The organism is Maribacter orientalis (assembly GCF_900109345.1).
Lineage (GTDB): Bacteria > Bacteroidota > Bacteroidia > Flavobacteriales > Flavobacteriaceae > Maribacter > Maribacter orientalis.
This window is the reverse complement of the sequence record NZ_FNZN01000002.1, coordinates 640,121-661,701: the sequence shown is the minus strand read 5'-3', so window position 1 is coordinate 661,701 and position 21,581 is coordinate 640,121. Positions and strand designations below refer to the sequence as shown.

The 21,581-nt window shown below is 35.9% G+C and carries 22 protein-coding genes; 14 read left to right on the top strand and 8 right to left on the bottom strand.

The window, feature by feature from the left end; translation table 11 throughout:
* The first annotated feature begins 8 nt into the window (after positions 1-8).
* Positions 9-845 carry a type 1 glutamine amidotransferase gene (locus BMY56_RS06615; RefSeq protein ID WP_091621594.1) on the top strand — a complete coding sequence of 279 codons (837 nt, stop codon included), beginning with the start codon at positions 9-11 and terminating at the stop codon, positions 843-845.
* Positions 842-2,038 (top strand): hypothetical protein, encoded by a 1,197-nt coding sequence (locus BMY56_RS06610; protein WP_091621591.1) that lies wholly within the window; start codon positions 842-844, stop codon positions 2,036-2,038. The genes BMY56_RS06615 and BMY56_RS06610 overlap by 4 nt, the downstream gene beginning before the upstream one ends.
* 2 nt (positions 2,039-2,040) lie before the next feature.
* Here BMY56_RS06610 and BMY56_RS06605 read toward each other — a convergent pair whose 3' ends face one another.
* Complete coding sequence (locus tag BMY56_RS06605; RefSeq protein WP_091621589.1) at positions 2,041-2,628, bottom strand: riboflavin synthase; 588 nt, start codon at positions 2,626-2,628, stop codon at positions 2,041-2,043.
* 60 nt (positions 2,629-2,688) lie between these two features.
* On the opposite strand from BMY56_RS06605, the gene pdxA reads away from it, so the two are divergent.
* From pdxA to BMY56_RS06545, 12 genes are all read left to right on the top strand, one after another.
* The gene (gene pdxA / locus BMY56_RS06600; protein ID WP_091621586.1) at positions 2,689-3,741 is read left to right on the top strand and encodes a 4-hydroxythreonine-4-phosphate dehydrogenase PdxA; all 1,053 of its coding nucleotides are present in this window, start codon (positions 2,689-2,691) and stop codon (positions 3,739-3,741) included.
* A 121-nt stretch (positions 3,742-3,862) separates the two neighbouring features.
* The gene (locus BMY56_RS06595; RefSeq protein ID WP_091621583.1) at positions 3,863-4,393 is read left to right on the top strand and encodes a YceD family protein; all 531 of its coding nucleotides are present in this window, start codon (positions 3,863-3,865) and stop codon (positions 4,391-4,393) included.
* Between the two features lie 7 nt (positions 4,394-4,400).
* The gene (rpmF, locus tag BMY56_RS06590) at positions 4,401-4,598 is read left to right on the top strand and encodes a 50S ribosomal protein L32 (RefSeq protein ID WP_079511443.1); all 198 of its coding nucleotides are present in this window, start codon (positions 4,401-4,403) and stop codon (positions 4,596-4,598) included.
* Between the two features lie 233 nt (positions 4,599-4,831).
* The gene (locus BMY56_RS06585; protein ID WP_091621580.1) at positions 4,832-5,827 is read left to right on the top strand and encodes a beta-ketoacyl-ACP synthase III; all 996 of its coding nucleotides are present in this window, start codon (positions 4,832-4,834) and stop codon (positions 5,825-5,827) included.
* 32 nt (positions 5,828-5,859) lie between these two features.
* Positions 5,860-6,360 (top strand): acetyl-CoA carboxylase biotin carboxyl carrier protein, encoded by a 501-nt coding sequence (accB, locus tag BMY56_RS06580; RefSeq protein ID WP_091621578.1) that lies wholly within the window; start codon positions 5,860-5,862, stop codon positions 6,358-6,360.
* Positions 6,361-6,445: 85 nt separating this feature from the next.
* Entirely contained in the window at positions 6,446-7,798 is a 1,353-nt protein-coding gene (gene accC, locus BMY56_RS06575) for an acetyl-CoA carboxylase biotin carboxylase subunit (RefSeq protein WP_091621575.1), read from the top strand.
* Between the two features lie 87 nt (positions 7,799-7,885).
* Entirely contained in the window at positions 7,886-9,001 is a 1,116-nt protein-coding gene (locus tag BMY56_RS06570; protein ID WP_091621572.1) for an NAD(P)/FAD-dependent oxidoreductase, read from the top strand.
* A gap of 169 nt (positions 9,002-9,170) precedes the next feature.
* Complete coding sequence (locus BMY56_RS06565; protein WP_143057784.1) at positions 9,171-9,782, top strand: hypothetical protein; 612 nt, start codon at positions 9,171-9,173, stop codon at positions 9,780-9,782.
* The gene (locus BMY56_RS06560; RefSeq protein WP_245737157.1) at positions 9,769-10,239 is read left to right on the top strand and encodes a 3-oxoacyl-ACP synthase; all 471 of its coding nucleotides are present in this window, start codon (positions 9,769-9,771) and stop codon (positions 10,237-10,239) included. The genes BMY56_RS06565 and BMY56_RS06560 overlap by 14 nt, the downstream gene beginning before the upstream one ends.
* Positions 10,240-10,302: 63 nt before the next feature.
* Entirely contained in the window at positions 10,303-12,024 is a 1,722-nt protein-coding gene (locus BMY56_RS06555; protein WP_091621567.1) for an IlvD/Edd family dehydratase, read from the top strand.
* Between the two features lie 3 nt (positions 12,025-12,027).
* Positions 12,028-13,356, top strand: a complete 1,329-nt coding sequence (locus BMY56_RS06550) for a GntP family permease (protein ID WP_091621564.1) — start codon at positions 12,028-12,030, stop codon at positions 13,354-13,356.
* Between the two features lie 11 nt (positions 13,357-13,367).
* Positions 13,368-14,204 carry a fumarylacetoacetate hydrolase family protein gene (locus tag BMY56_RS06545; protein ID WP_091621561.1) on the top strand — a complete coding sequence of 279 codons (837 nt, stop codon included), beginning with the start codon at positions 13,368-13,370 and terminating at the stop codon, positions 14,202-14,204.
* Here BMY56_RS06545 and arfB read toward each other — a convergent pair.
* The 7 genes from arfB to BMY56_RS06510 all read right to left on the bottom strand — a co-directional run bounded on the left by arfB (position 14,201) and on the right by BMY56_RS06510 (position 21,557).
* A complete protein-coding gene (gene arfB / locus BMY56_RS06540) occupies positions 14,201-14,602 on the bottom strand; it encodes an alternative ribosome rescue aminoacyl-tRNA hydrolase ArfB (RefSeq protein WP_091621883.1) in 402 nt (133 codons plus the stop codon). The two genes, BMY56_RS06545 and arfB, sit on opposite strands and share 4 nt — an antisense overlap.
* Positions 14,603-14,762: 160 nt before the next feature.
* A complete protein-coding gene (locus tag BMY56_RS06535) occupies positions 14,763-15,752 on the bottom strand; it encodes an ABC transporter ATP-binding protein (RefSeq protein ID WP_091621559.1) in 990 nt (329 codons plus the stop codon).
* A gap of 85 nt (positions 15,753-15,837) precedes the next feature.
* Positions 15,838-17,994 carry a prolyl oligopeptidase family serine peptidase gene (locus tag BMY56_RS06530; protein ID WP_091621556.1) on the bottom strand — a complete coding sequence of 719 codons (2,157 nt, stop codon included), beginning with the start codon at positions 17,992-17,994 and terminating at the stop codon, positions 15,838-15,840.
* A gap of 85 nt (positions 17,995-18,079) precedes the next feature.
* A complete protein-coding gene (locus tag BMY56_RS06525) occupies positions 18,080-19,069 on the bottom strand; it encodes an aspartate-semialdehyde dehydrogenase (RefSeq protein ID WP_091621553.1) in 990 nt (329 codons plus the stop codon).
* A 253-nt stretch (positions 19,070-19,322) separates the two neighbouring features.
* The gene (mscL, locus tag BMY56_RS06520) at positions 19,323-19,730 is read right to left on the bottom strand and encodes a large conductance mechanosensitive channel protein MscL (protein ID WP_091621551.1); all 408 of its coding nucleotides are present in this window, start codon (positions 19,728-19,730) and stop codon (positions 19,323-19,325) included.
* A gap of 83 nt (positions 19,731-19,813) precedes the next feature.
* Positions 19,814-20,920 carry an alanine racemase gene (gene alr, locus BMY56_RS06515; protein ID WP_091621880.1) on the bottom strand — a complete coding sequence of 369 codons (1,107 nt, stop codon included), beginning with the start codon at positions 20,918-20,920 and terminating at the stop codon, positions 19,814-19,816.
* Positions 20,913-21,557, bottom strand: coding sequence for a thymidine kinase (locus BMY56_RS06510; protein WP_091621549.1), 645 nt, complete (start codon positions 21,555-21,557; stop codon positions 20,913-20,915). Before BMY56_RS06510 ends, alr begins: the two co-directional genes overlap by 8 nt.
* Between the last annotated feature and the right edge of the window lie 24 nt (positions 21,558-21,581).

The window sequence follows — 21,581 nt, the reverse complement described above, 5'->3', positions numbered from 1 at the left end:
GAGAGATTATGAAAGGGAACTATAATATTGCCGTATTGGATATGAATGCTGGCCAGCCCAACGAAGGTATGCGATGCATCACCACGCTTATGGGTGAATTTTTAACAAAAGATGGTGTAAAGGGCAGGTATGATATTTTTGAAGTAAGAAACGGACAGGAACTTCCAGATTTAAATGAATATGACATTTTTGTGTCGTCTGGCGGACCAGGGTCACCTTTGAAAACAGGCGCAGAGTGGGAAATTAAATATTTTAGATTTTTAGATTCGATCTTATCCCATAATCTATCTAATGCTCAGAAAAAACATGCTTTTTTAATCTGTCATTCATTTCAATTGGCTTGCCTGCACTGGGATGTGGCAAGGGTTACCAAAAGAAGGTCTACATCATTCGGTATTTTTCCGATTTACAAAACCAAAAGTGGTGAACAGGAGGTTTTATTCAAAGAGTTGAACGATCCTTTTTATGCAGTAGATTCGAGGGACTATCAAGTGGTGGGTCCGAAGGAATGGAAATTGGATACCCTAGACGGAAAGGTTTTGTGTAGGGAAAAAATTAGACCAAATGTGCCGTTAGAGCGCGCAGTAATGGCAATTCGTTTTTCCAATGAAATATTTGGGGTGCAATTTCATCCAGAAGCAGATGCTGAGGGAATGCTCCGTTATTTTGGAAAGGAAGAAAAAAGGAATCAGATAGTAAAAAGACATGGTAAGAAAAAATACCTTGAAATGATAACCCAGCTTGATGACAAAGCGAAAATCTGGAAAACCAATAAAACTCTAATTCCAACCTTTTTAAAATTGGCAGCAGAAGCTATCGATAGCCAAAAACTACAAACTGTATGATTCCGAAAATTAGAGAAGAATTTAATGCCACTTATAAAGAAGTGTATTATAATAACCTTTTGAAGCATATAGTAGACACTTTTAAAGAACCTAGTGCATTTAGAATTTCTGAAACACCGGTTTTTATTAGTAAGGCTGTCAAAAAAGAAGTGGAAGAAGCTTGCGATTCCATTATTTCTCAATTATGGAAAATTGATTTTCCTGAAATTCGCAGAAAGTTTATTCCTGCCGAACTTCAGTCTCCAGTACCCATGGGAAACCCTCATTTTTTAGCAATAGATTTTGGACTTTGTGAAGATGGTAAGGGCGGCATCACTCCTCAATTAATAGAGTTACAGGCTTTCCCTACATTATTTTTTTACCAACCTTTTTTAGGAGAAGCATTTATGCAGCATTATCCTAATATTCCGAAAGAAGGTTTCGATTATTATTTGAATGGCTTGGATAAAAAGAGCTACACGGAAAAAGTGAGGAAGGTCATTCTAGGTGATGAAAAGCCCGAAAATGTAATTTTATTAGAAATTTTTCCTGAAAAGCAAAAAACAAGAATTGATTTTTGGTCGACCAAAAAAGCCTTAGGTATAGAAGTTGTCTGTATGACTAAAGTTTTAAAGGAAGGGAAAAAATTGTTCTACATGAAAGATGGAACAAAAACACCTATCCACAGAATTTACAATAGGGTTATTTATGATGAATTGGAACGTCTTAAAGATTTAAAAACTAATTTCAACCTGAATGATGATTTAGATGTGGAATGGGTAACACACCCAGATTGGTTTTTTATGATATCAAAATGTATTATGCCAATGTTAGAACATAAGAATATTCCGAAATCATATTATTTATCTGATTTTCCGGCCGAACTAGACTTAAATAAATTTGTTTTGAAACCTTTGTTTTCATTTGCAGGTCAAGGTGTTGATTTACATCCTAATCAAGAGGCTATCAATACCATATCAGACAAACAAAATTATATTTTACAGCAAAAGGTTCAATATGCACCATTGATAAAGACAAATACGCCTAAAAACTCAAAAGTAGAATTACGAATGCTATATGTTTGGAGCGATGAGGAGAATAAGTTAACGCCTGTCATAAATCTTACTCGAATGAGTAAAGGAGAAATGATCAATGTTTCTCATCAAGTTGATGAAACTTGGATCGGCTCTTCAATAAGTTTCTTTGAAAAGTAATTCTACCTATTGCCCATCAACTTTGCCACATATTTGCCAATTACATCAAATTCTAAATTGACAACGGTTCCAACTTTATAGGTATTGAAACGAGTATGTTCATAAGTATAAGGTATAATGGCTACTTCAAAGGTGTTCTTACCAGAATTGACGACCGTTAAGCTGGTGCCATCAATAGTAATAGAGCCTTTTTCTATAGTAGGGTTGCCAGTTGCCGAATCATAGGTAAAAGAAAATATCCAACTACCATTATCTTCACGTATACCAGTACATTCTCCGGTTTGATCTACATGTCCCTGTACGATATGACCATCTAATCTAGAGCCCAATATCATAGCCCGTTCTAAATTAACAGAGTCGTTAGTTTTTAAACTGTCAAGATTGGTTTTCTTTAAAGTTTCTGCAATTGCAGTCACGGTATATGTAGAATCGGTTAAGCTTACAACGGTTAAACAAACGCCATTATGAGCTACGCTCTGATCTATTTTAAGTTCTGAAGTAAGGTTAGATTCTATTGTAATATCTAAGTTGCCGCCTTTAGCCTCTAAAGAGGTTACCTTACCTAACGTTTCAATAATTCCAGTGAACATGTGTCGTTTAATTTAAGTAATTTTGGGTATTCAAAATTGAGTACAAAGGTACAGATTATCATGGAGGAAAATAGTAAAATAAGATTAGGCATCTCTATAGGAGACTTAAATGGAATAGGCTGTGAGGTGGCGTTGAAAACATTTGAAGATAGTAGAATGTTAGATTTTTGCACACCTATAATCTTTGCTTCTAATAAAACCATTTCTTATCAAATGAAGGAATTGGGACTTAATATCGTATTTAATGGAGTGCCAGATGCTTCTAAGGCAATTGACAATAAAATTAATATCGTAAACGTCTGGAAAGAGATTCCTAAAATCGAATTTGGGCAATCTACGGAAGAAGGTGGTGCATATGCTATTAAATCTTTAAAAGCCGCTGTTGAGGCTCTTAAGAAAGGAGATATTGATGTTTTGGTAACGGCACCTATAAATAAGAACAATATTCAATCAGATGAATTTAAATTCCCTGGCCATACAGATTATTTAGCACAAGAACTTCAGGGCGAAAGTTTAATGTTCATGGTGACCGATACCTTAAAAATCGGTTTGCTAACCGATCATGTTGCTGTAAAGGATGTTTCTGCCGCAATTATACCAAGATTAATTCGTGATAAAATCAATATCATTGAAAAATCGCTTATGATGGATTTTGGAATTCGTAAGCCTAAAATTGCATTGTTGGGCATAAATCCACATAGTGGAGATAATGGTGTTATCGGTAAAGAGGATGATGAAATAATGAAGCCTGTTATTCGTGAAATGGCCAATATGGGGCATTTGGTCTATGGACCATATTCTGCAGATAGTTTCTTTGGCTCTGACGGATACAAAAAATTCGATGCTATTTTAGCGGCATACCATGATCAAGGATTAATTCCTTTTAAAACAATTTCTTTTGGTCAAGGTGTTAATTTTACAGCTGGTCTAGATAAGGTAAGAACATCACCGGATCACGGTACTGCATATGAAATTGCCGGAAAGGGTGTTGCTGACGAAAGTTCGTTTAAAGAGGCCGTGTTTATGGCTTTAAAAATATTTAAGAACAGAACCGAGTATCAAGAACTTACTAAGGATGTTTTAAAAAAGCAGCGTTTAAAAAGAGAACGCTAGTTTTTAAAAGCTAAAAAAGTTATAAAGATAAATAGTTGATAACTATTGTCTTTTATTAAAAAAATAGTATCTTTGCAGCCGCCTTTTATGGGCCAATATTGTTAAATTAAGTGTGTACGAGATGAAGCAAAAGGAGTTTAATATTCCTTTCTCAGGATTGAAGCAAGGAAAACACAACTTTAATTACCAGATTGATAATACGTTCTTTGATTCTTTTGGATACGATGAGTTCAATGCTGCCAACATCAATTTAGATGTTATACTGAATAAAACCAGTACAATGCTAGAGGTTGATATGGAGGCATCGGGTACGGTGAATGTCAATTGCGATATTACTAGTGAACCTTTTGACCAACCAGTAAATGCAGATTTGCATTTGGTTGTTAAATTTGGGGAAGAGTTTAATGATGAGGATATTGAAATTCTTATTCTTCCTCATCGTGAACATGAGTTGAATATTGCACAGTACGTGTACGAAATGCTTGTATTGGCAGTTCCGCAAAAAAGAATTCATCCTGGTATTGAAGATGGCACTTTAGAATCTGAAGTGTTAGACAGGTTAAAGGAGCTTCAACCAAAAGAGAAAAGATCAAACAAAGAAGAAAACGATCCCCGTTGGGATGAATTAAAGAAACTATTAACGGATAAATAAGGTTTAAATGGCACATCCTAAAAGAAAAATTTCCAAAACAAGGAGAGACAAGAGAAGAACACATTATAAGGCAGTAGCACCTACATTGGCCAAGGATTCCTCAACAGGAGAAATGCACTTGTACCATAGAGCTCACTGGCATGAAGGTAAATTACACTACAGAGGTCAAGTTTTAGTTGATAAAACTGAAGAAGCAGAGGCTTAAGACTTTTTTAAATTATACAAAGCTCCCACTTCATTTGAAGTAGGGAGTTTTTTTTAGCCCAATTTGTTTATTATCTCTTTGTCATACAGATGATATAAGGAGTACGTACTATTTGTTCAACAAAGGGAAATTTTCAAAAACCAGATAACTTTAAGAGAAAAGTCGTTGAAAATCATTAATTTTCATGACTTTTGACTCGTTTTTTAAGTTTTTTACAAGAAAGCAAATAAAGTATGACCAAAATTACAGCAGCTATAACCGCGGTAGGAGGCTATGTTCCCCAATTTGTAATGACGAATAAAATGCTTGAGGAATTGGTTGAAACCAATGACGAATGGATAACCACAAGAACCGGTATAAAGGAAAGAAGAGTATTAAAGAAAGAAGAAGGAGAAGGCACATCGTATTTAGCGATTAAAGCAGCTCAAGATCTAATGAAAAAGAAAGGTCTTGATGCAGCGGAAATAGATTTGGTAATTGTTGCGACCGCAACTCCGGATAGTATGGTAGCTTCAACGGCAGCTTTCGTTGCTTCTGAAATTGGAGCGGTTAATGCATTTGCCTATGATTTATTGGCAGCTTGTTCAAGTTTCTTATTTGGCATGTCGGCAGTAGCGGGTCATATAGAAACCGGTCGTTATAAAAAGGTTTTATTGATTGGTGCAGATAAAATGTCGTCAATTATAGATTATACTGATCGTACCACCTGTATCATTTTTGGTGATGGTGCCGGTGCTGTTCTTTTTGAACCGAATAATGAAGGATTAGGTTTGCAAGATGAATATTTACGAGCAGATGGTAGAGGAAGAAAATTCTTGGGAATGGAAGGTGGAGGCTCTATAATGCCTGCCACTATAGAAAGTGTACAGAACAGGAAGCATTTTATTTTTCAGGAAGGAAAAACAGTTTTTAAATTTGCAGTATCGAACATGGCAGATGTGGCAGCCAAGATCATGACGAGAAATAATTTAACGGAAAAAGATGTAAATTGGTTGGTGCCCCATCAAGCAAACAAACGTATTATTGATGCTACCGCAAAAAGAATGGGTATTGATGATTCAAAAGTAATGATGAATATTCAGCGTTATGGTAACACTACGTCTGCAACATTACCGCTTTTATTATTTGATTATGAAGAACAGCTTAAAAAAGGAGATAACTTAGTATTTGCTGCCTTTGGTGGCGGATTTACTTGGGGTTCCATTTATTTAAAATGGGCATATAATTAACGAACAAAACTACCAACATAACTTATATAAATATGGATATTAAAGAAATTCAAAGCCTTATAAAGTTTGTAGCCAAATCTGGTGCAAGCGAGGTAAAACTGGAGACGGACGATATTAAAATCACGATCCGTACTGGAAGCCTTGGGAATGGTTATTCTGAACCTACCTATGTACATACCATGCCAATGGCACAGCAAGCGATACCAGCTGCTGCACCTGCACAAACAGAGCAGCAACAGGCAGAAATAAATAACGCTGCTGAAGCTGAAAAGAAGAAGTCTGAAGACGATAAATATATTACGATCAAGTCACCTATTATAGGTACTTTCTATAGAAAGCCTTCTCCAGACAAACCAGTTTTTGTTGAAGTTGGTGATACTATCGGTAATGGTGATGTACTTTGTGTTATTGAAGCAATGAAATTGTTCAATGATATCGAATCTGAAGTTTCAGGAACTATTGTTAAAATATTAGTAGACGATTCTTCACCAGTAGAGTTTGATCAACCATTATTTTTGGTAGATCCTTCTTAACTAAATTTTGAGTAATAATTGTTAGATACTATGATTAGAATGGTATGTAAGAATCATGTCGAACCTAGAACTTAAAATTTAAAAGATGTTTAAAAAAATACTGATTGCAAATAGGGGAGAAATCGCTTTGCGGGTTATTCGTACCTGTAAGGAAATGGGTATTAAAACCGTTGCTGTTTATAGTAAGGCCGATGAGGAAAGCTTACATGTGCGTTTTGCAGATGAAGCTGTTTGTATTGGTCCAGCTGCAAGTAGTGAATCCTATTTAAAGATACCGAATATAATTGCTGCGGCAGAAATTACAAATGCAGATGCTATTCACCCAGGTTATGGTTTTTTATCAGAAAATTCGAAGTTCTCACGTATCTGTGCAGAGCACGAGATAAAATTTATTGGAGCTTCTGGTGATCAAATTGACAAAATGGGTGACAAGGCCACGGCCAAAGAAACCATGAAGGAGGCTGGTGTACCTTGCGTACCTGGCTCAGAAGGTCTTTTGAAAGATGTTGCTGATGCAAAAAAGATAGCTAAGAAAATGGGCTATCCGGTAATGATAAAAGCTACTGCAGGTGGTGGTGGTAAAGGAATGCGTGCCGTTTTGTCTGAAGACAAAATGGAAGAACTTTTTGACAGTGCGGTTAATGAAGCTACTGCTGCCTTTGGAAATGGCGGTATGTACATGGAAAAATTAATTGTAGAGCCAAGGCATATTGAAATTCAAATTGTTGGTGATCAATATGGGAAAGCATGTCATCTTTCTGAAAGAGATTGTTCTATACAAAGACGCCATCAAAAATTAACAGAAGAAACACCTTCACCATTTATGACCGATAAGTTACGGGAAGCAATGGGTGAAGCTGCTGTTAAGGCTGCAGAGTATATTAAGTATGAAGGAGCTGGGACTATAGAATTTTTGGTTGACAAACACCGTAAGTTCTATTTCATGGAGATGAATACCCGTATTCAAGTAGAGCACCCAATTACTGAGCAAGTAATAGATTACGATTTAATTCGTGAGCAAATATTAGTGGCTGCTGGTGTGCCAATTTCAGGTAAAAATTACCTTCCAAAATTACATTCTATAGAATGTAGAATTAATGCAGAAGATCCTTATAACAACTTTCGACCATCGCCAGGTAAGATAACCACCTTACATATACCAGGAGGTCATGGTGTACGTATGGATACGCATGTATATAGTGGTTATAGTATACCACCGAATTATGATTCTATGATTGCTAAGTTGATTACTACTGCCCAAACTAGGGAAGAGGCAATCAATAAAATGAAGCGTGCATTAGACGAATTTGTAATAGAGGGTATTAAAACTACGATTCCATTCCATAGGCAGTTAATGGACCATCCAGATTATTTGGCTGGAAATTATACGACAGCCTTTATGGATGATTGGAAAATGAATCCACCTAAGGAAGATTAATACAAAACTCCAACAGCAATGTTGGAGTTTTTTTATGACCATTTTAATCTAGATTTTCCTAACTTAAATAATTAAACTAATTCATCAATGAACCTTAGCTACTGGGAGCGCAAGTCATGGTTTTCCAATATTGATTTTACAATAATTGGCAGCGGTATTGTTGGTTTAAACTGTGCTATAGAATTAAAAAATAACTTTCCACAAGCCCGTATATTGGTCCTTGAAAAAGGAACCTTACCACAAGGTGCGAGTACGAAAAATGCCGGATTTGCTTGTTTTGGCAGTATTTCAGAAATTTTAGCCGACCTAAAAACACATTCAGAGCAAGAGGTCATAAATCTAGTTAGTGACAGGTGGAAAGGTATTCAGGCGTTACGTAGTCTATTAGGAGATTCATCAATTGGTTTTGAAAAACATGGAGGACACGAACTTTTTTTAGAAAAAGACGAGGAACTTTATCAACATTGTCGCAAGAATATAATTGAGATAAATAATTTATTACGACCTATTTTTAAGGAGGATGCTTTTGAAACCGCACCAAATAAATATCATTTTAAGGGTATTAAAAAAGAATATATCTCCCAAGTTTACGAAGGGCAAATTAATACGGGTGAGATGATGAAATCTTTATTACAGTTAGCCTTACTAAAAGGGATTACCATATTAAATACTACCAAGGTTGATTCTTTTGAAGATTTTGGCAACAAGGTTACTATTTGCACAAATGAATTCGAGTTTCAAACCAATAAACTATTAATAGCCACAAATGGTTTTGCTTCACAGTTACTTCCAGAAAAGGTAAACCCAGCAAGAGCACAAGTTCTTATTACGAAACCCATTCCTAATTTATCTATTAAAGGAACATTTCATTTAGATGAAGGCTATTATTATTTTCGAAATGTTAGTAATCGCATACTTTTTGGTGGCGGTAGAAATTTAGATTTTAAGACAGAGGAGACTTACAATTTTGGTACTACCAATTTGGTCAAAGACAAACTCAAAGAATTATTGAAAACAGTTATTTTACCTAATAAAGAATTTGAAATCGATTATGGTTGGAGCGGCATAATGGGTGTTGGCCAGCAAAAGAAACCGATTGTAAAACAACTGACCAATAACACAGCGTGTGGAGTGCGTTTAGGTGGTATGGGAATTGCTATTGGGACAACCATAGGCAAGCAATTGGCTACTATTTTTAATTAGCTTGTATTCCTTTTAACCTGTTTTTTTAAATCTTATCCGAAAGTCACTTATTCTCTTTATTTTATTTTTAAATTGTACATCCCTTTAGCTTATCTGTTACTTAAATTTCTGTATTGGTTTACCTAGAACAGTAGACCTATAAATGGTTAGTAATAGCATTGAATACTATATGAAAGAATTGACACAAAGAATTGGTACAGCTATAATGTTAGCTGTATTATGGGCCATGTGCCTTGTTGGATGCGGTGCATCACAAACTCACTATCAGCGCGAATATGCTAAAGTGTGGAAAGAATTGATAAAATCTCAAGCATGGCAAGAGTCTTTACTTGCTAATAATGCGGAGAATACAGAGGAATTATATGCTAGTAATGATAACGAGGTTTTACTAGCCAATGAGGCAAAAATAGAAGCTGGTTTTGAGGACCATTACCAAGCTCTGGTATCAAAAGCCTATTTTAAAATAATTACCGAAGCAGAGAAAGCAGATGCCCGTATTTCTGCTGATTATAAATTATTGCAAGACGATGAATCGTCTATATCAATCAGTAAAAAGCAAGAGCATGAAATCACTAAAAAATATGAAGCTCATAAAGCGATGTTGAGTGGGCTAAAGTCTTGGAATATTTTTAGCGAGGACCGTTCGGGCGATTTAGATTATTTTAAAATTGAAAATAAAAGTGCTATCCTAAGAATGATACAATCAGGCGATGCAGACCATCAAATGGTAAATTACTTAATTTATAAATTAGCAGATTTGTACCACGTTGAAGAAAATTAAAGAATTCGAGACCTTAAAAAATGAGGCTTACAAGTATTGTAGACAATTTGTTGAAGAGAGGTTAGGAAGAATCCTTGCGCAGATAAAAGAACTTGAAACCGCACTAACTTCAGAAACAAAAAGCAGTGCTGGTGACAAGCATGAAACTGGTAGGGCAATGATTCAATTAGAGCGTGAAAAACTAGGCCAGCAATTATTAGAATTAGAAAAAACTCAACAACTTCTTTCTAAAGTTCCAAAAGATAGGGATTCCCAATTGGTGGGATTAGGAAACTTGGTCATAACTGATTCCTTCATATACTATATAGCAATATCTGCAGGAGAGTTTAAAAATTCAACCAATTCTGTGTATTGCATTTCTGCTGCCACCCCAATCGGAAAATTAATTTACGGCAAGTCTATAGGAGACACTTTTCATTTTAATGGTAAAACCTCAACGATACTAACAATTCGGTAATATTTCGTATAAAAAATTTAGCTATCTTGAAGCCGGCATATCTTTTTTTGCCTAATTAATAATATGGATAAGAAAAGAAAATTACGGAGTAGCGAGTGGTTTGGCGGCAATGATAAAATGGGTTTTGTTCACCGATCCTGGTTAAGAAATCAAGGTTATCCAGATGATTATTTTGAAGGGAAACCAGTAATAGGGATTTGTAATACCTGGTCTGAACTAACACCATGCAATGGTCATCTTCGTGATTTTGCAGAAGTTGTAAAAAGAGGAATTTTAGAAGCAGGCGGTTTTCCATTAGAGTTTCCAGTAATGTCTTTGGGTGAAACCATTATGAAACCCACGACCATGTTATTTCGCAATTTAGCGAGTATGGATACAGAAGAATCCATTCGCGCCAATCCATTAGACGGTATTGTTTTGTTAACAGGATGTGATAAAACCACGCCTTCGACAATAATGGGTGCATGCAGTGTAGATATACCTACTATTGTCGTCCCTGGTGGACCTATGTTAACAGGTCGGTTTAGAGGTGAGAAAATAGGTTCTGGTTCTATGAATTGGATGATAAAAGAACGCCAAGAGATTGGTGGATATTCTGCAGAAGATATTAAAGAAGCTGAGGTTTGCGTTGCTCGAAGTATAGGGCATTGTAACACCATGGGTACCGCTTCGACTATGGCTACGATGTGTGAAGCTTTAGGGTTGACATTGCCAGGCTTTTCTTCAATACCTGCGGTTGATTCAAGAAAAAAATTATTCGCTCAATTATCTGGAAGGCGAATTGTAGAAATGGTAAAGGAAGATTTAACACTTTCTAAAATTCTAACGAGAAAAGCATTTGAGAATTCTATAATTACCAACGCTGCAGTTGGCGGCTCTACAAATCTTATAATTCATCTTACAGCAATTGCTGGTAGAATAGGAGTAAAATTAAATTTGGAAGATTTTGATAAAGTGGGGAGTAAAGTACCCTTACTTGTGAATTTAAAACCTTCAGGAAAATATTTAATGGAAGATTTTTTTTATGCAGGCGGATTACCAGTGGTCATGAAAGAATTGAAACCATTGTTACATGATGAAACCATTACAGTAAATGGCAAAAGTATCACAGATAATTACGAAAGTGAGGTATGTTATGATAGAGATGTAATCGCAGCTTTAGAACATCCTTTTCAGGAAAAAGCAGGCATTGCCGTATTGAAAGGGAATCTTTGCGAAAATGGAGCGGTTATTAAACCGTCGGCTGCTACGCCAAGGTTGATGCAGCATCGAGGGGAAGCAGTAGTTTTTGAAAGTATGGAAGACTACCACGAACGAATAGATGATCCAAATTTAGAAATTGATGAGAATAGTGTGATCGTGCTTAAGGGTGTTGGTCCAAAAGGATATCCAGGAATGCCGGAAGTAGGTAATGTTGACCTTCCTAAAAAACTATTAGCTAAAGGAATTACGGATATTATTCGCATTTCAGATGGGCGAATGAGCGGTACAGCTGCAGGTACCGTTATTCTTCATGTATCTCCAGAATCAACGGTTGGTGGAACGTTAGCATTTGTGAAAAACGGTGATATGATAGAGTTGAATGTGGAAAAGCGTTCACTGCATCTTGATGTAGAATTAGACGAGTTGATCAAGCGAAAAAAGGAATGGATTTCACCAGAACCGTTAGCTAAACGAGGATATGTTAAAATGTATATCGATCATGTACAGCAAGCGGATAAAGGAGCCGATTTAGATTTTCTCGTTGGTGGCTCTGGGTCTAAAGTAGAACGGGATTTACATTAAATTATGGAAATATTCTATTTAGTACTAGCAGTTATTGCCATCATCATATTAACGACCAAATTAAAAGTTCATGCGTTTTTAGCGCTCTTCATCATTTCTATTTTATATGGAATTTTTGCAGGCATGCCTTACGCCGATATTATAGTATCTATAAATGAAGGGTTTGGAGGTACGCTAGGTAAAATAGGATTGATAATAGTCCTTGGAGTAATCATAGGTGCATTTTTAGAAAATACTGGTGGCGCTTTCGCTATTGCAGAAAAGGTTTTAAAGATTATTGGAAGCAAAAGAGTGCCTACAGCGATGGGTATTATTGGTTATATCGTTTCGATACCGGTTTTTGCAGATAGCGGTTTTATGCTGTTGCATCCGTTAAACAAAAGCCTTTCCAAGAAAGCAAAAATCTCGATTGCCGGACCAGCAATAGCCTTAGGTTTGGGTCTAATGGCATCACATACTATGGTGCCTCCAACGCCTGGTCCTATTGCAGCTGCAGGAATTTTGGACGCAGATTTGGGGTTGGTCATTGCCTTTGGTTTTCCAACCAGTATTGTTGCATTAATTGTTGGTATTATTTTCGCTAAAAGGTATGCATCTAAAACATATATTGAGCCAGAAGTTGATAATGCGTTAGTAGCCGAAAAGGAAATTAAAGATTCGCCTAGCGCGCTTAAATCCTCAATTCCAATTCTTGTTCCTATTGTACTAATCGTATTGAAATCAGTTTTAAATCCAACAAGAACAGGCTTGGATAACGGTTTTATAGACTTTATAAATTTTGTTGGGGAGCCGGTAATATCTTTGTTGATCGGTATTTTATTATGTCTGTTATTACCAAAGAAGTTGAATTATGATATGCTATCATCTACTGGTTGGGTAGGTAAAGCAATTAAGGATGCCGCATCAATAATTTTGATAACAGGCGCAGGTGGAATATTTGGTAAAATTTTACAGAATTCGGGTATAGCTGATATATTGGGACAAACCCTAACGGAATACAATATGGGCATTTTCTTGCCTTTTGTTTTGGCAGCGGCAATAAAAACAGCACAAGGTTCTTCAACAGTGGCTCTAGTAACAGCAGCATCTATCATAATGCCCATGATGTCATCACTTGGTTTTGATTCTGAAATACAAAAAGCCTTAGTGGTAATTGTAATAGGAGCTGGATCTGCTGTGGTTTCCCATGCCAACGATAGTTTCTTTTGGGTCGTAACCCAAATGAGCGGTATGAATGTGAAAACAGGGTATCGTTTATTTAGTTTGGGAAGTGGTTTACTTGGACTTACAGGTGCAATTACCGTTTTTATCTTCTATACAATCTTTGCATAAACTCCAATAATATGAAAGTATATAATACTAAAAGTGGAATCTTAGTAGAACATGAATCTAAATTCCATCTACTTGATCAAGAGAATTGGGACAAGTTAATTAACGATGATGATGTTATCGCAAATACACAGATAAAACTAAATGAAAGTAATAGAATTAAGGATGTCAACTCAATTTTAGAAAACGAACTAAAACCTCCTATTCAAAGTCAAGAATTATGGGCTAGTGGCGTTACTTATTATAATAGTAAATTAGGTAGAGAAGAGGAGTCTAAAGAGGCAGGCGGCAGTAGTTTCTATGCAAAAGTTTATGAGGCTGATCGTCCAGAATTATTTTTCAAAGCTACGGCACACCGTACGGTGGGGAATAGAGGAATTGTTCGGATAAGAAAAGATTCAACGTGGAATGTTCCTGAGCCCGAATTAACCTTAGTTATTACTTCTACAGGAAAAGTGATAGGATATACCATAGGTAATGATATGAGTTCTAGAAGTATTGAAGGTGAAAACCCGTTGTATTTGCCACAGGCCAAAACATATGATGGTTGTGCAGCTTTGGGTCCTTGTGTGTTATTATTAAATGAACCTTTGCCAACAGACACCAAAATAAGCTTAACCATTAATAGAGGTGGGAAAAACGTATTCGATAAAAATATTGGTATTGACCAGATAAAAAGAAAGCTAGAAGATATTGTAAATTATCTTTACAGAGAATGTACGTTTCCTCATGGCAGCTTATTAATGACCGGAACAGGTATTATACCGTCAAGCGATTTTACGTTAGAAATTGGCGATGAGGTTATTATTTCAATAGATTGTATAGGAACCTTAGTGAACAGAGTAGGTTAAAACTCTGGCTTACCACGATTTATCTTTTTAAGGGAAGCAATTTTTTTGCCTTTTAATCTTTTTTCAATTGAAGATCGGGTTGGTTTACTTTTTCTTCTTGGCTTTGGTACGATTAAAGATTTTTCAAGCAATTTAAAAAATCGTTTGATAACTAATTGCTTGTTTTTATGTTGACTTCGTGATTCATCGCATTGTAAAATCAACACTCCGTCATTGGTTAATTTGTTATCAAGTTTTAATTGAATTCTTTTCTTCTCACGTTCGGTAAGTCCGTTAGAAGTGTTTGGTTCAAAAGAGAGTTCTACTTTAGAAGAAACCTTATTTGCATGTTGACCACCAGGGCCACTACTTCGAATAGCCTTGAACTGTAATTCAGTAAGAATTTGATCTTTGTTCAAAATTGAGTTTTGAACAAAAGTAATTAAAAACAGGTCTTTCTTATTTGCTAGTGACAGGATCAATAAAATATTAAGTGTAGCTCTTCAAAATAATTATCGAGTCGGAAAAAGAATCATTTTAAGAAGCTATTATTGTTGTTGGGTAGATTTCACTTTTAAATTAGATATCGGAAGCTTCTTGTATGCGCTGATTGATAGTTTCAATAGCCACGTTTAAAAATACCTCTTTACCCTTTGGTAGCAGTTGGTCAGCATTAAAAAAGATAACTTCATTATCGGTACTTCTACTTTCTGTCAAATAGTGACTGCCCATAGGATATGCTTTTTCAACAGTAACTTTTAATCCTGAAGATGGGGAAACTCTAAACTCATGAGTATACACGATAATTTTTCGTTTAGTATTTGCATAGGTTTTAAGAACATCTATCGAAATCATACTTGCTTCACCAAAAAGGGATGCAACATATAAACTTTTCGGATTATTATAAAGTTCCATCGGCCTGGCCCTTGCAATTATTTCTTTATCTCTTAAAACAACCGCGCGATCAGCAAATGGCAACACATCGTTTACATCATGTGTAGCAACAATGGTGGTAATTCTATTTTCTTTTAAATAATTGAAAATATTACGTCTTAAGCTATTTTTAAGAAAATTGTCGATATGCCCAAAAGGTTCATCTAAAAGTAAAACTTCTGGTTTTTGAGCTAAAACCCTTGCAAGGGCAACTCGTTGCTGTTGGCCACCACTTAGTGTTTTTACCTTTTTGTCAGCAAACTCCGTAAGTTCAATCATTTCTAGAAGCTCTTGAGTTCTTTCTTTAAGTTCTTTAGGATAGAAAACAGAAAGGTATTGACCGATATTTTCTGCTACTGAAATAAAGGGCATTAAATCAAAATCTTGAGAAAGGTATTTCATAAATGGAGCTCCCGGCACCAAGTTATACGCAGGGCCTAGAATTTGCTCATCTTCCCAGAAAATTTCGCCTTGTTTCAAGTCCATCAAGCCATAAAGAAGTTTGAGTAAAGTGCTTTTACCGCACCCACTTTCTCCAATTATAGCAACATGCTCTCCTCGTTGAATCCGCAAATCGATAGATTCTAAAACCTGAAGTTTATCATAGGAAAAGGAAAGATTTTCTACTCGTAACATGTATGTATTCTTTGAAATGCAAAATTGAAAAATCCGTTCCTATTTGAAACGGATTTTTCGATAATTTATTGATTTTAAAAGAAGTTTACTCTTTAAAATTTTTTAAGACACTTTTGTTCGGTAATTCGGTAAACCCCATATTGAAGAGGGTAAATCCGAAAATATCCGCATATTGTTCAATTGTTTTACTAACTGGAGTACCAGCGCCATGGCCTGCATTTGTTTCAATACGTATTAAAGTTGGGTTAGTGCCTTCTTGTTTTTCTTGAAGTTCGGCCGCAAACTTAAAGCTATGTGCCGGTACTACTCTATCATCATGGTCTCCAGTAGTTACTAAGGTAGCCGGATATTCCGTACCCATTTTTACATTATGTACAGGTGAATATCCTTTTAGATACTCGAACATTTCAATAGTATCTTCAGCAGTTCCATAATCATATGCCCATCCGGCACCGGCTGTGAATGTATGATAACGTAACATATCCATGACACCAACTGCAGGCAATGCTACTTGCATTAAATCTGGTCTTTGCGTCATAGTGGCGCCTACTAATAGTCCACCATTAGAACCTCCTCGAATAGCTAAATATTCTTTTGAAGTGTATTTGTTTGCAATTAAAAACTCTGCTGCTGCAATAAAGTCATCGAATACATTTTGTTTTTTGGTCTTGATACCGGCATCATGCCATTTTTTACCATACTCGCCACCACCACGTAAATTTGGTACGGCATAAATACCACCTTGCTCCATCCAAACCGCATTGGCAATACTGAAAGAAGGGGTAAGACTAACATTAAACCCTCCATAAGCATATAAAAGAGTAGGGTTTTTGCCATTTAATTTAACACCTTTTTTATAGGTGATAATCATTGGTATTTTAGTACCGTCTTTTGAGTCGTAAAATATCTGTTCAGAAGTGTAATCTTCAGGATTAAAATCTATTTCTGGCTTCCAGTGTAACTCATATTCACCATTTTTTGGGTCATATTTATATATAGAACCTGGTGTATTGTAGTTCGTAAATGAGAAATAAAAATCTATATCTTCTTTCTCTCCTCCAAAACCACTTGCAGATCCAATGCCGGGCAATTTTACTTCGCGAATAAGTTTGCCATCATAATCATATTGAAAAACTTTTGAAATGGCATCTACCATGTATTCTGTAAAAATATATCCTCCACCTGTATTTGGACTAAGCACGTTTTCGGTTTCTGGAATAAAATCTACCCAATGCTCTGGCTCCGGATTTTTGGCATCAACAGTAACTATCTTTTTGTTAGGTGCATTTCTGTCCGTGACTATATAAAGTTTAGAACCTACATTGTCAATAACATAATTATCAGAATCGGTATCTTCAACTATAGGAATTAATAACCCATTAGGATCTTCCAAATCTCTAATAAACAACTTATTGCCCGAAGTAGATATTGAGGCACTTATTACCAAATATTTATTATCCTCGGTAACATTTGCTCCAATATATCTATGTTTTTCCATAGGAGTACCACCAAATATAAGGTCATCATTTTTTTGTGCCATACCTAATTTATGGTAGAAAACTTTATGTTGGTCAGTTTTGGCAGATAGCTCACTGCCTTCTGGTTTGTCATAACTAGAGTAATAGAAACCTTCTTTGCCTTTCCAAGAGATTCCACTGAATTTGATATCTATCAAAGTGTCTTCCATAATTTCTTTGGTCTCGGCATTCAAAATAATTGCCTTTCGCCAATCACTACCACCTTCAGAAATTAGATAAGCTGCTAATGAACCATCTTTTGTAAAACTAAGGCCAGCCAAAGAGGTAGTGCCATCTTCAGAAAAAGTATTTGGGTCTAAAAACACCTCTGGCTTTTCATCGCCTTTCGTTCTATAAACTACATATTGATTTTGTAAACCATCATTTTTATAGAAATAGGTATACTCGCCTTTTTTGAAAGGTGAACCTAGCTTTTCATAATTCCAAAGTTTTTCTAGACGATTTTTTAGGTCATTTCTAAAGGGAATCTTCTCTAAATAACCAAATGTGGTTTTGTTTTGTTCTTTTACCCATGCTTCTGTTTCTGGACTTCTATCATCTTCTAACCAACGATAAGGGTCTTTAACTTCCGTTTCAAAATAGGTGTTTACGGTATCAACTTTTGAAGTAACAGGATAATTTACGATAATAGGTTCGGGTTTAGATTCATTTTTACATGAAGAGATTATGATAATGGCCAATAGGCCAGGAAGTAATTTTTTCATTAGCAGTGTTTTTTCCACTAAAATACCATAAAAAAACCTTCAAAATAGACTTGTTTTGAAGGTTTTAACGTTCTTAAAATATGGTTTATACTAGTCCTTTTTCGACTAAGTATTCTGAAATTTGAACAGCATTCGTTGCGGCTCCTTTTCTTAAGTTATCGGCAACGATCCACATGTTTAAGGTATTACGCTGAGTTTCATCTCTACGTATACGACCTACAAAAACTTCATCTTTATCATGTGCGTAAATAGGCATCGGGTAGGTGTTTGTATCTGGATTATCTTGCACTGTTACACCAGGCATTTCATTTAATAGTTTACGAACTTCGTTAAGCTCAAAATCATTTTCAAATTCTACGTTTACAGATTCTGAATGTCCACCGGCAGTTGGTATACGAACGGCAGTAGCGCTAATTGAGAAGGTACGATCGTCTAATATTTTTTGAGGCTCGCGTGCTAGCTTCATCTCTTCTTTGGTATATCCGTTTTCCAAGAAAACATCACAGTGTGGCAATGCATTTCTACCAATTGGATAAGGATAGGCCATTTCGCCTTGTATGCCTGCAATTTCATTTTCGAGTTGTTTCACGGCTTTCACCCCAGTACCTGAAACAGATTGATAGGTTGAAACGATAACGCGTTTCATTTTATATTTTTTATGTAATGGGTATAATGCCATTACCAACTGTATTGTAGAACAATTTGGGTTGGCGATAATTTTATCCTGAGCGGTAAGCTCATGAGCATTTATTTCAGGAACTACTAATTTTTTGGTTGGGTCCATTCTCCAAGCAGAAGAATTATCTACTACGGTTGTACCCACTTCAGCAAATTTTGGAGCCCATTCTAATGAAGTGTCGCCACCTGCAGAAAAGATTGCAATGTTAGGTTTTGCAGCTACAGCATCTGCCAAGCCAATTACGGTATGTTCTTTACCTTTAAAGGGCATTTTTTTACCAACTGAACGTTCAGAGGCAACCAACAATAGTTCCGTTATCGGAAAATTACGTTCTGCCAATACTTTCAATAGTACTTCGCCTACCATGCCTGTGGCACCTACAACAGCTACTTTCATTTGTTAGTTCATTATAATTAAGCGGCAAAAATAACCATTACTGCAATCTGCACAAGCAAAAGAACAAAGAATAATCAAAATATAACAAAATGTTTAATTTGTAACAAATGATATATCGCTGAATAAACTTTGGGGTCGGGATAGAATTCAAAAAAAGAACCGCCAACAATGTTAGCGAGACAAAGTTGACGGTTTTAATGAATATAAGTTGCAGTGCAACGGTTCCTCAAAAAACCAAGGAATTATTTTCTGATTACTTTTTTAAAGCATCACGAATTTCTATCAAAAGTTCTTCAGTAGTTGGTCCTTTTGGAGCCTCTTGAACTGGAGCTGGTGGTGTTTTTGTTTTGTTGTAAGCTTTAACAATAATGAATAATACAAAACCAACAATGATTAAGTTGATAATTGCATTAATCCATTTTCCATACATAATGGCATTTTCTGGTTTTGTAATCGAACCATCAGCCGCAATAATTGCCTCAGATAATACAACTTTCATATCAGCGAAATCTACGCCTCCACTGAAATGACCAACAATTGGCATCATAATATCGCCAACAAATCCGCTAACGACTAATCCCATAGCACCTGCGAGTAATACTGCTACGGCTAAATCTATGACGTTACCCGTCATAATGAAATCTTTAAATTCTTTAAACATGTTCTAGTATTTTTATTAATGGTTAATAATAAAGTAAGGCAATTTAATAAAAATTTTCAAACCTTAAAGAAATGTTAATAAACTCAGTTTATGATTAACCGCTTTATGCGCTGCGAAAGTCCTGTAATTAACTCATATGAAATAGTATTAGCGGTCTGTGAAAATTCTGAAGCAGGTAATTCTTTTCCGAATATAATTACTTCATCACCTTCAGAACATTCAATACCAGTTACGTCAATCATTATCATGTCCATACAAACATTTCCAATTATTGGGGCAAGTTGGCCATGAACACTAACAAAGGTTTTTCCATGGCCATATTCTCGACCTATTCCGTCTGCATGTCCCAAAGGCAAAGTCGCTGTAATGGTTTCTGAATTCGATGAATACTTGCGATTATACCCTACTGATTCCCCTACAGGAATATTATGTTTCTGTGCAATGATGGTTTTTAAAGTTGCCACCGGTATTAAATGAGAATCTACATCTGGGTGGTTTCCGTAACCATACAGGCCAATGCCACTTCGTACCATGTCATATTGTGCTTCAGGATAATTAATAATTCCAGATGTATTGAGAACGTGTTTTAAAAATTTGTCTTTAAAAGTAACGCCTGCTTGCTTACAAATAGCCTCAAAACGTTTTAGTTGGAAGTTTGTAAATTCAGTTTCGTTACTATCTTCAGTAGCGGCTAAATGAGATAAAACAGCAATTACCTTAGCGGCATCTTGTTTATCAATGAGTTTTGAAATTTCTGGTAGATCGTCAATTGAAAAACCTAATCTATTCAGTCCGGTATTAAACTTTAAGTGTATAGGATATTCTTTAACGCCTAGTTTTTGTGCCGTTAAAATAAAATCTGACAAGATAGATTTTGAGTAAATGCTGGGCTCTAGGTTATTCTCAATTAATGATTGAAAATGAGCCTTTTGTGGGTGAAGTACTAAAATAGGTGCAGTGACGCCTGCTTCTCTTAAATGAATACCTTCGTTAGCATAGGCAACGGCAAAATAATCTACACCCAATTCTTGAAGGTGTCGGGCAATTGCCACAGAATCGCTGCCGTAGGCATATGCCTTAACCACCGCCATAAATTTCGTTTCGGGCTTTATTTTGGAGCGTAAAAAACTGTAATTATGACCAAGTGCCTTTAGGTCAATTTCTAAAACGGTCTCTTGTGCCTTAGCCATTTTCATTCTTTTTGTTAGCATCAATCTCTTCAGATTTTACATCCATAATTTTCACCTTTTCTTTAAGCATTGCCTTGTAATAAGCTCCACGGCTTAAGGGCTCATATTCATTTACCTCACCTAACATAACCAATTTATCATTGCTAGATTTTCTAAAGCTGTAGTTGGCCAAATTACCTGTACGGGTACAAATGGCATGTACTTTAGTTACATATTCGGCCGTTGCCATAAGTGCTGGCATAGGGCCAAATGGTTTTCCTTTAAAATCCATATCAAGGCCTGCAACGATAACCCGAACACCTTTATTGGCTAAATCATTACATACCGTAACTATTTCATCATCAAAGAACTGGGCTTCATCTATGCCAATTACATCACACGTATCTGCAAGTATTCGAATATTCGCAGCAGCAGGTACAGGCGTAGAACGTATTTCATTGGCGTCATGTGAAACTACCATTTCATCATTATAACGAGTGTCTACCATAGGCTTAAAGATTTCAACCTTTAATTTGGCAAACTGGGCGCGTTTTAGTCTTCGGATCAATTCTTCTGTCTTTCCAGAAAACATAGACCCGGCAATGACTTCTATCCATCCGAATTGTTCTTTCGGATTCACTGTGTTTTCAAGAAACATTTTGTAATTTTAGACGAAAATAAG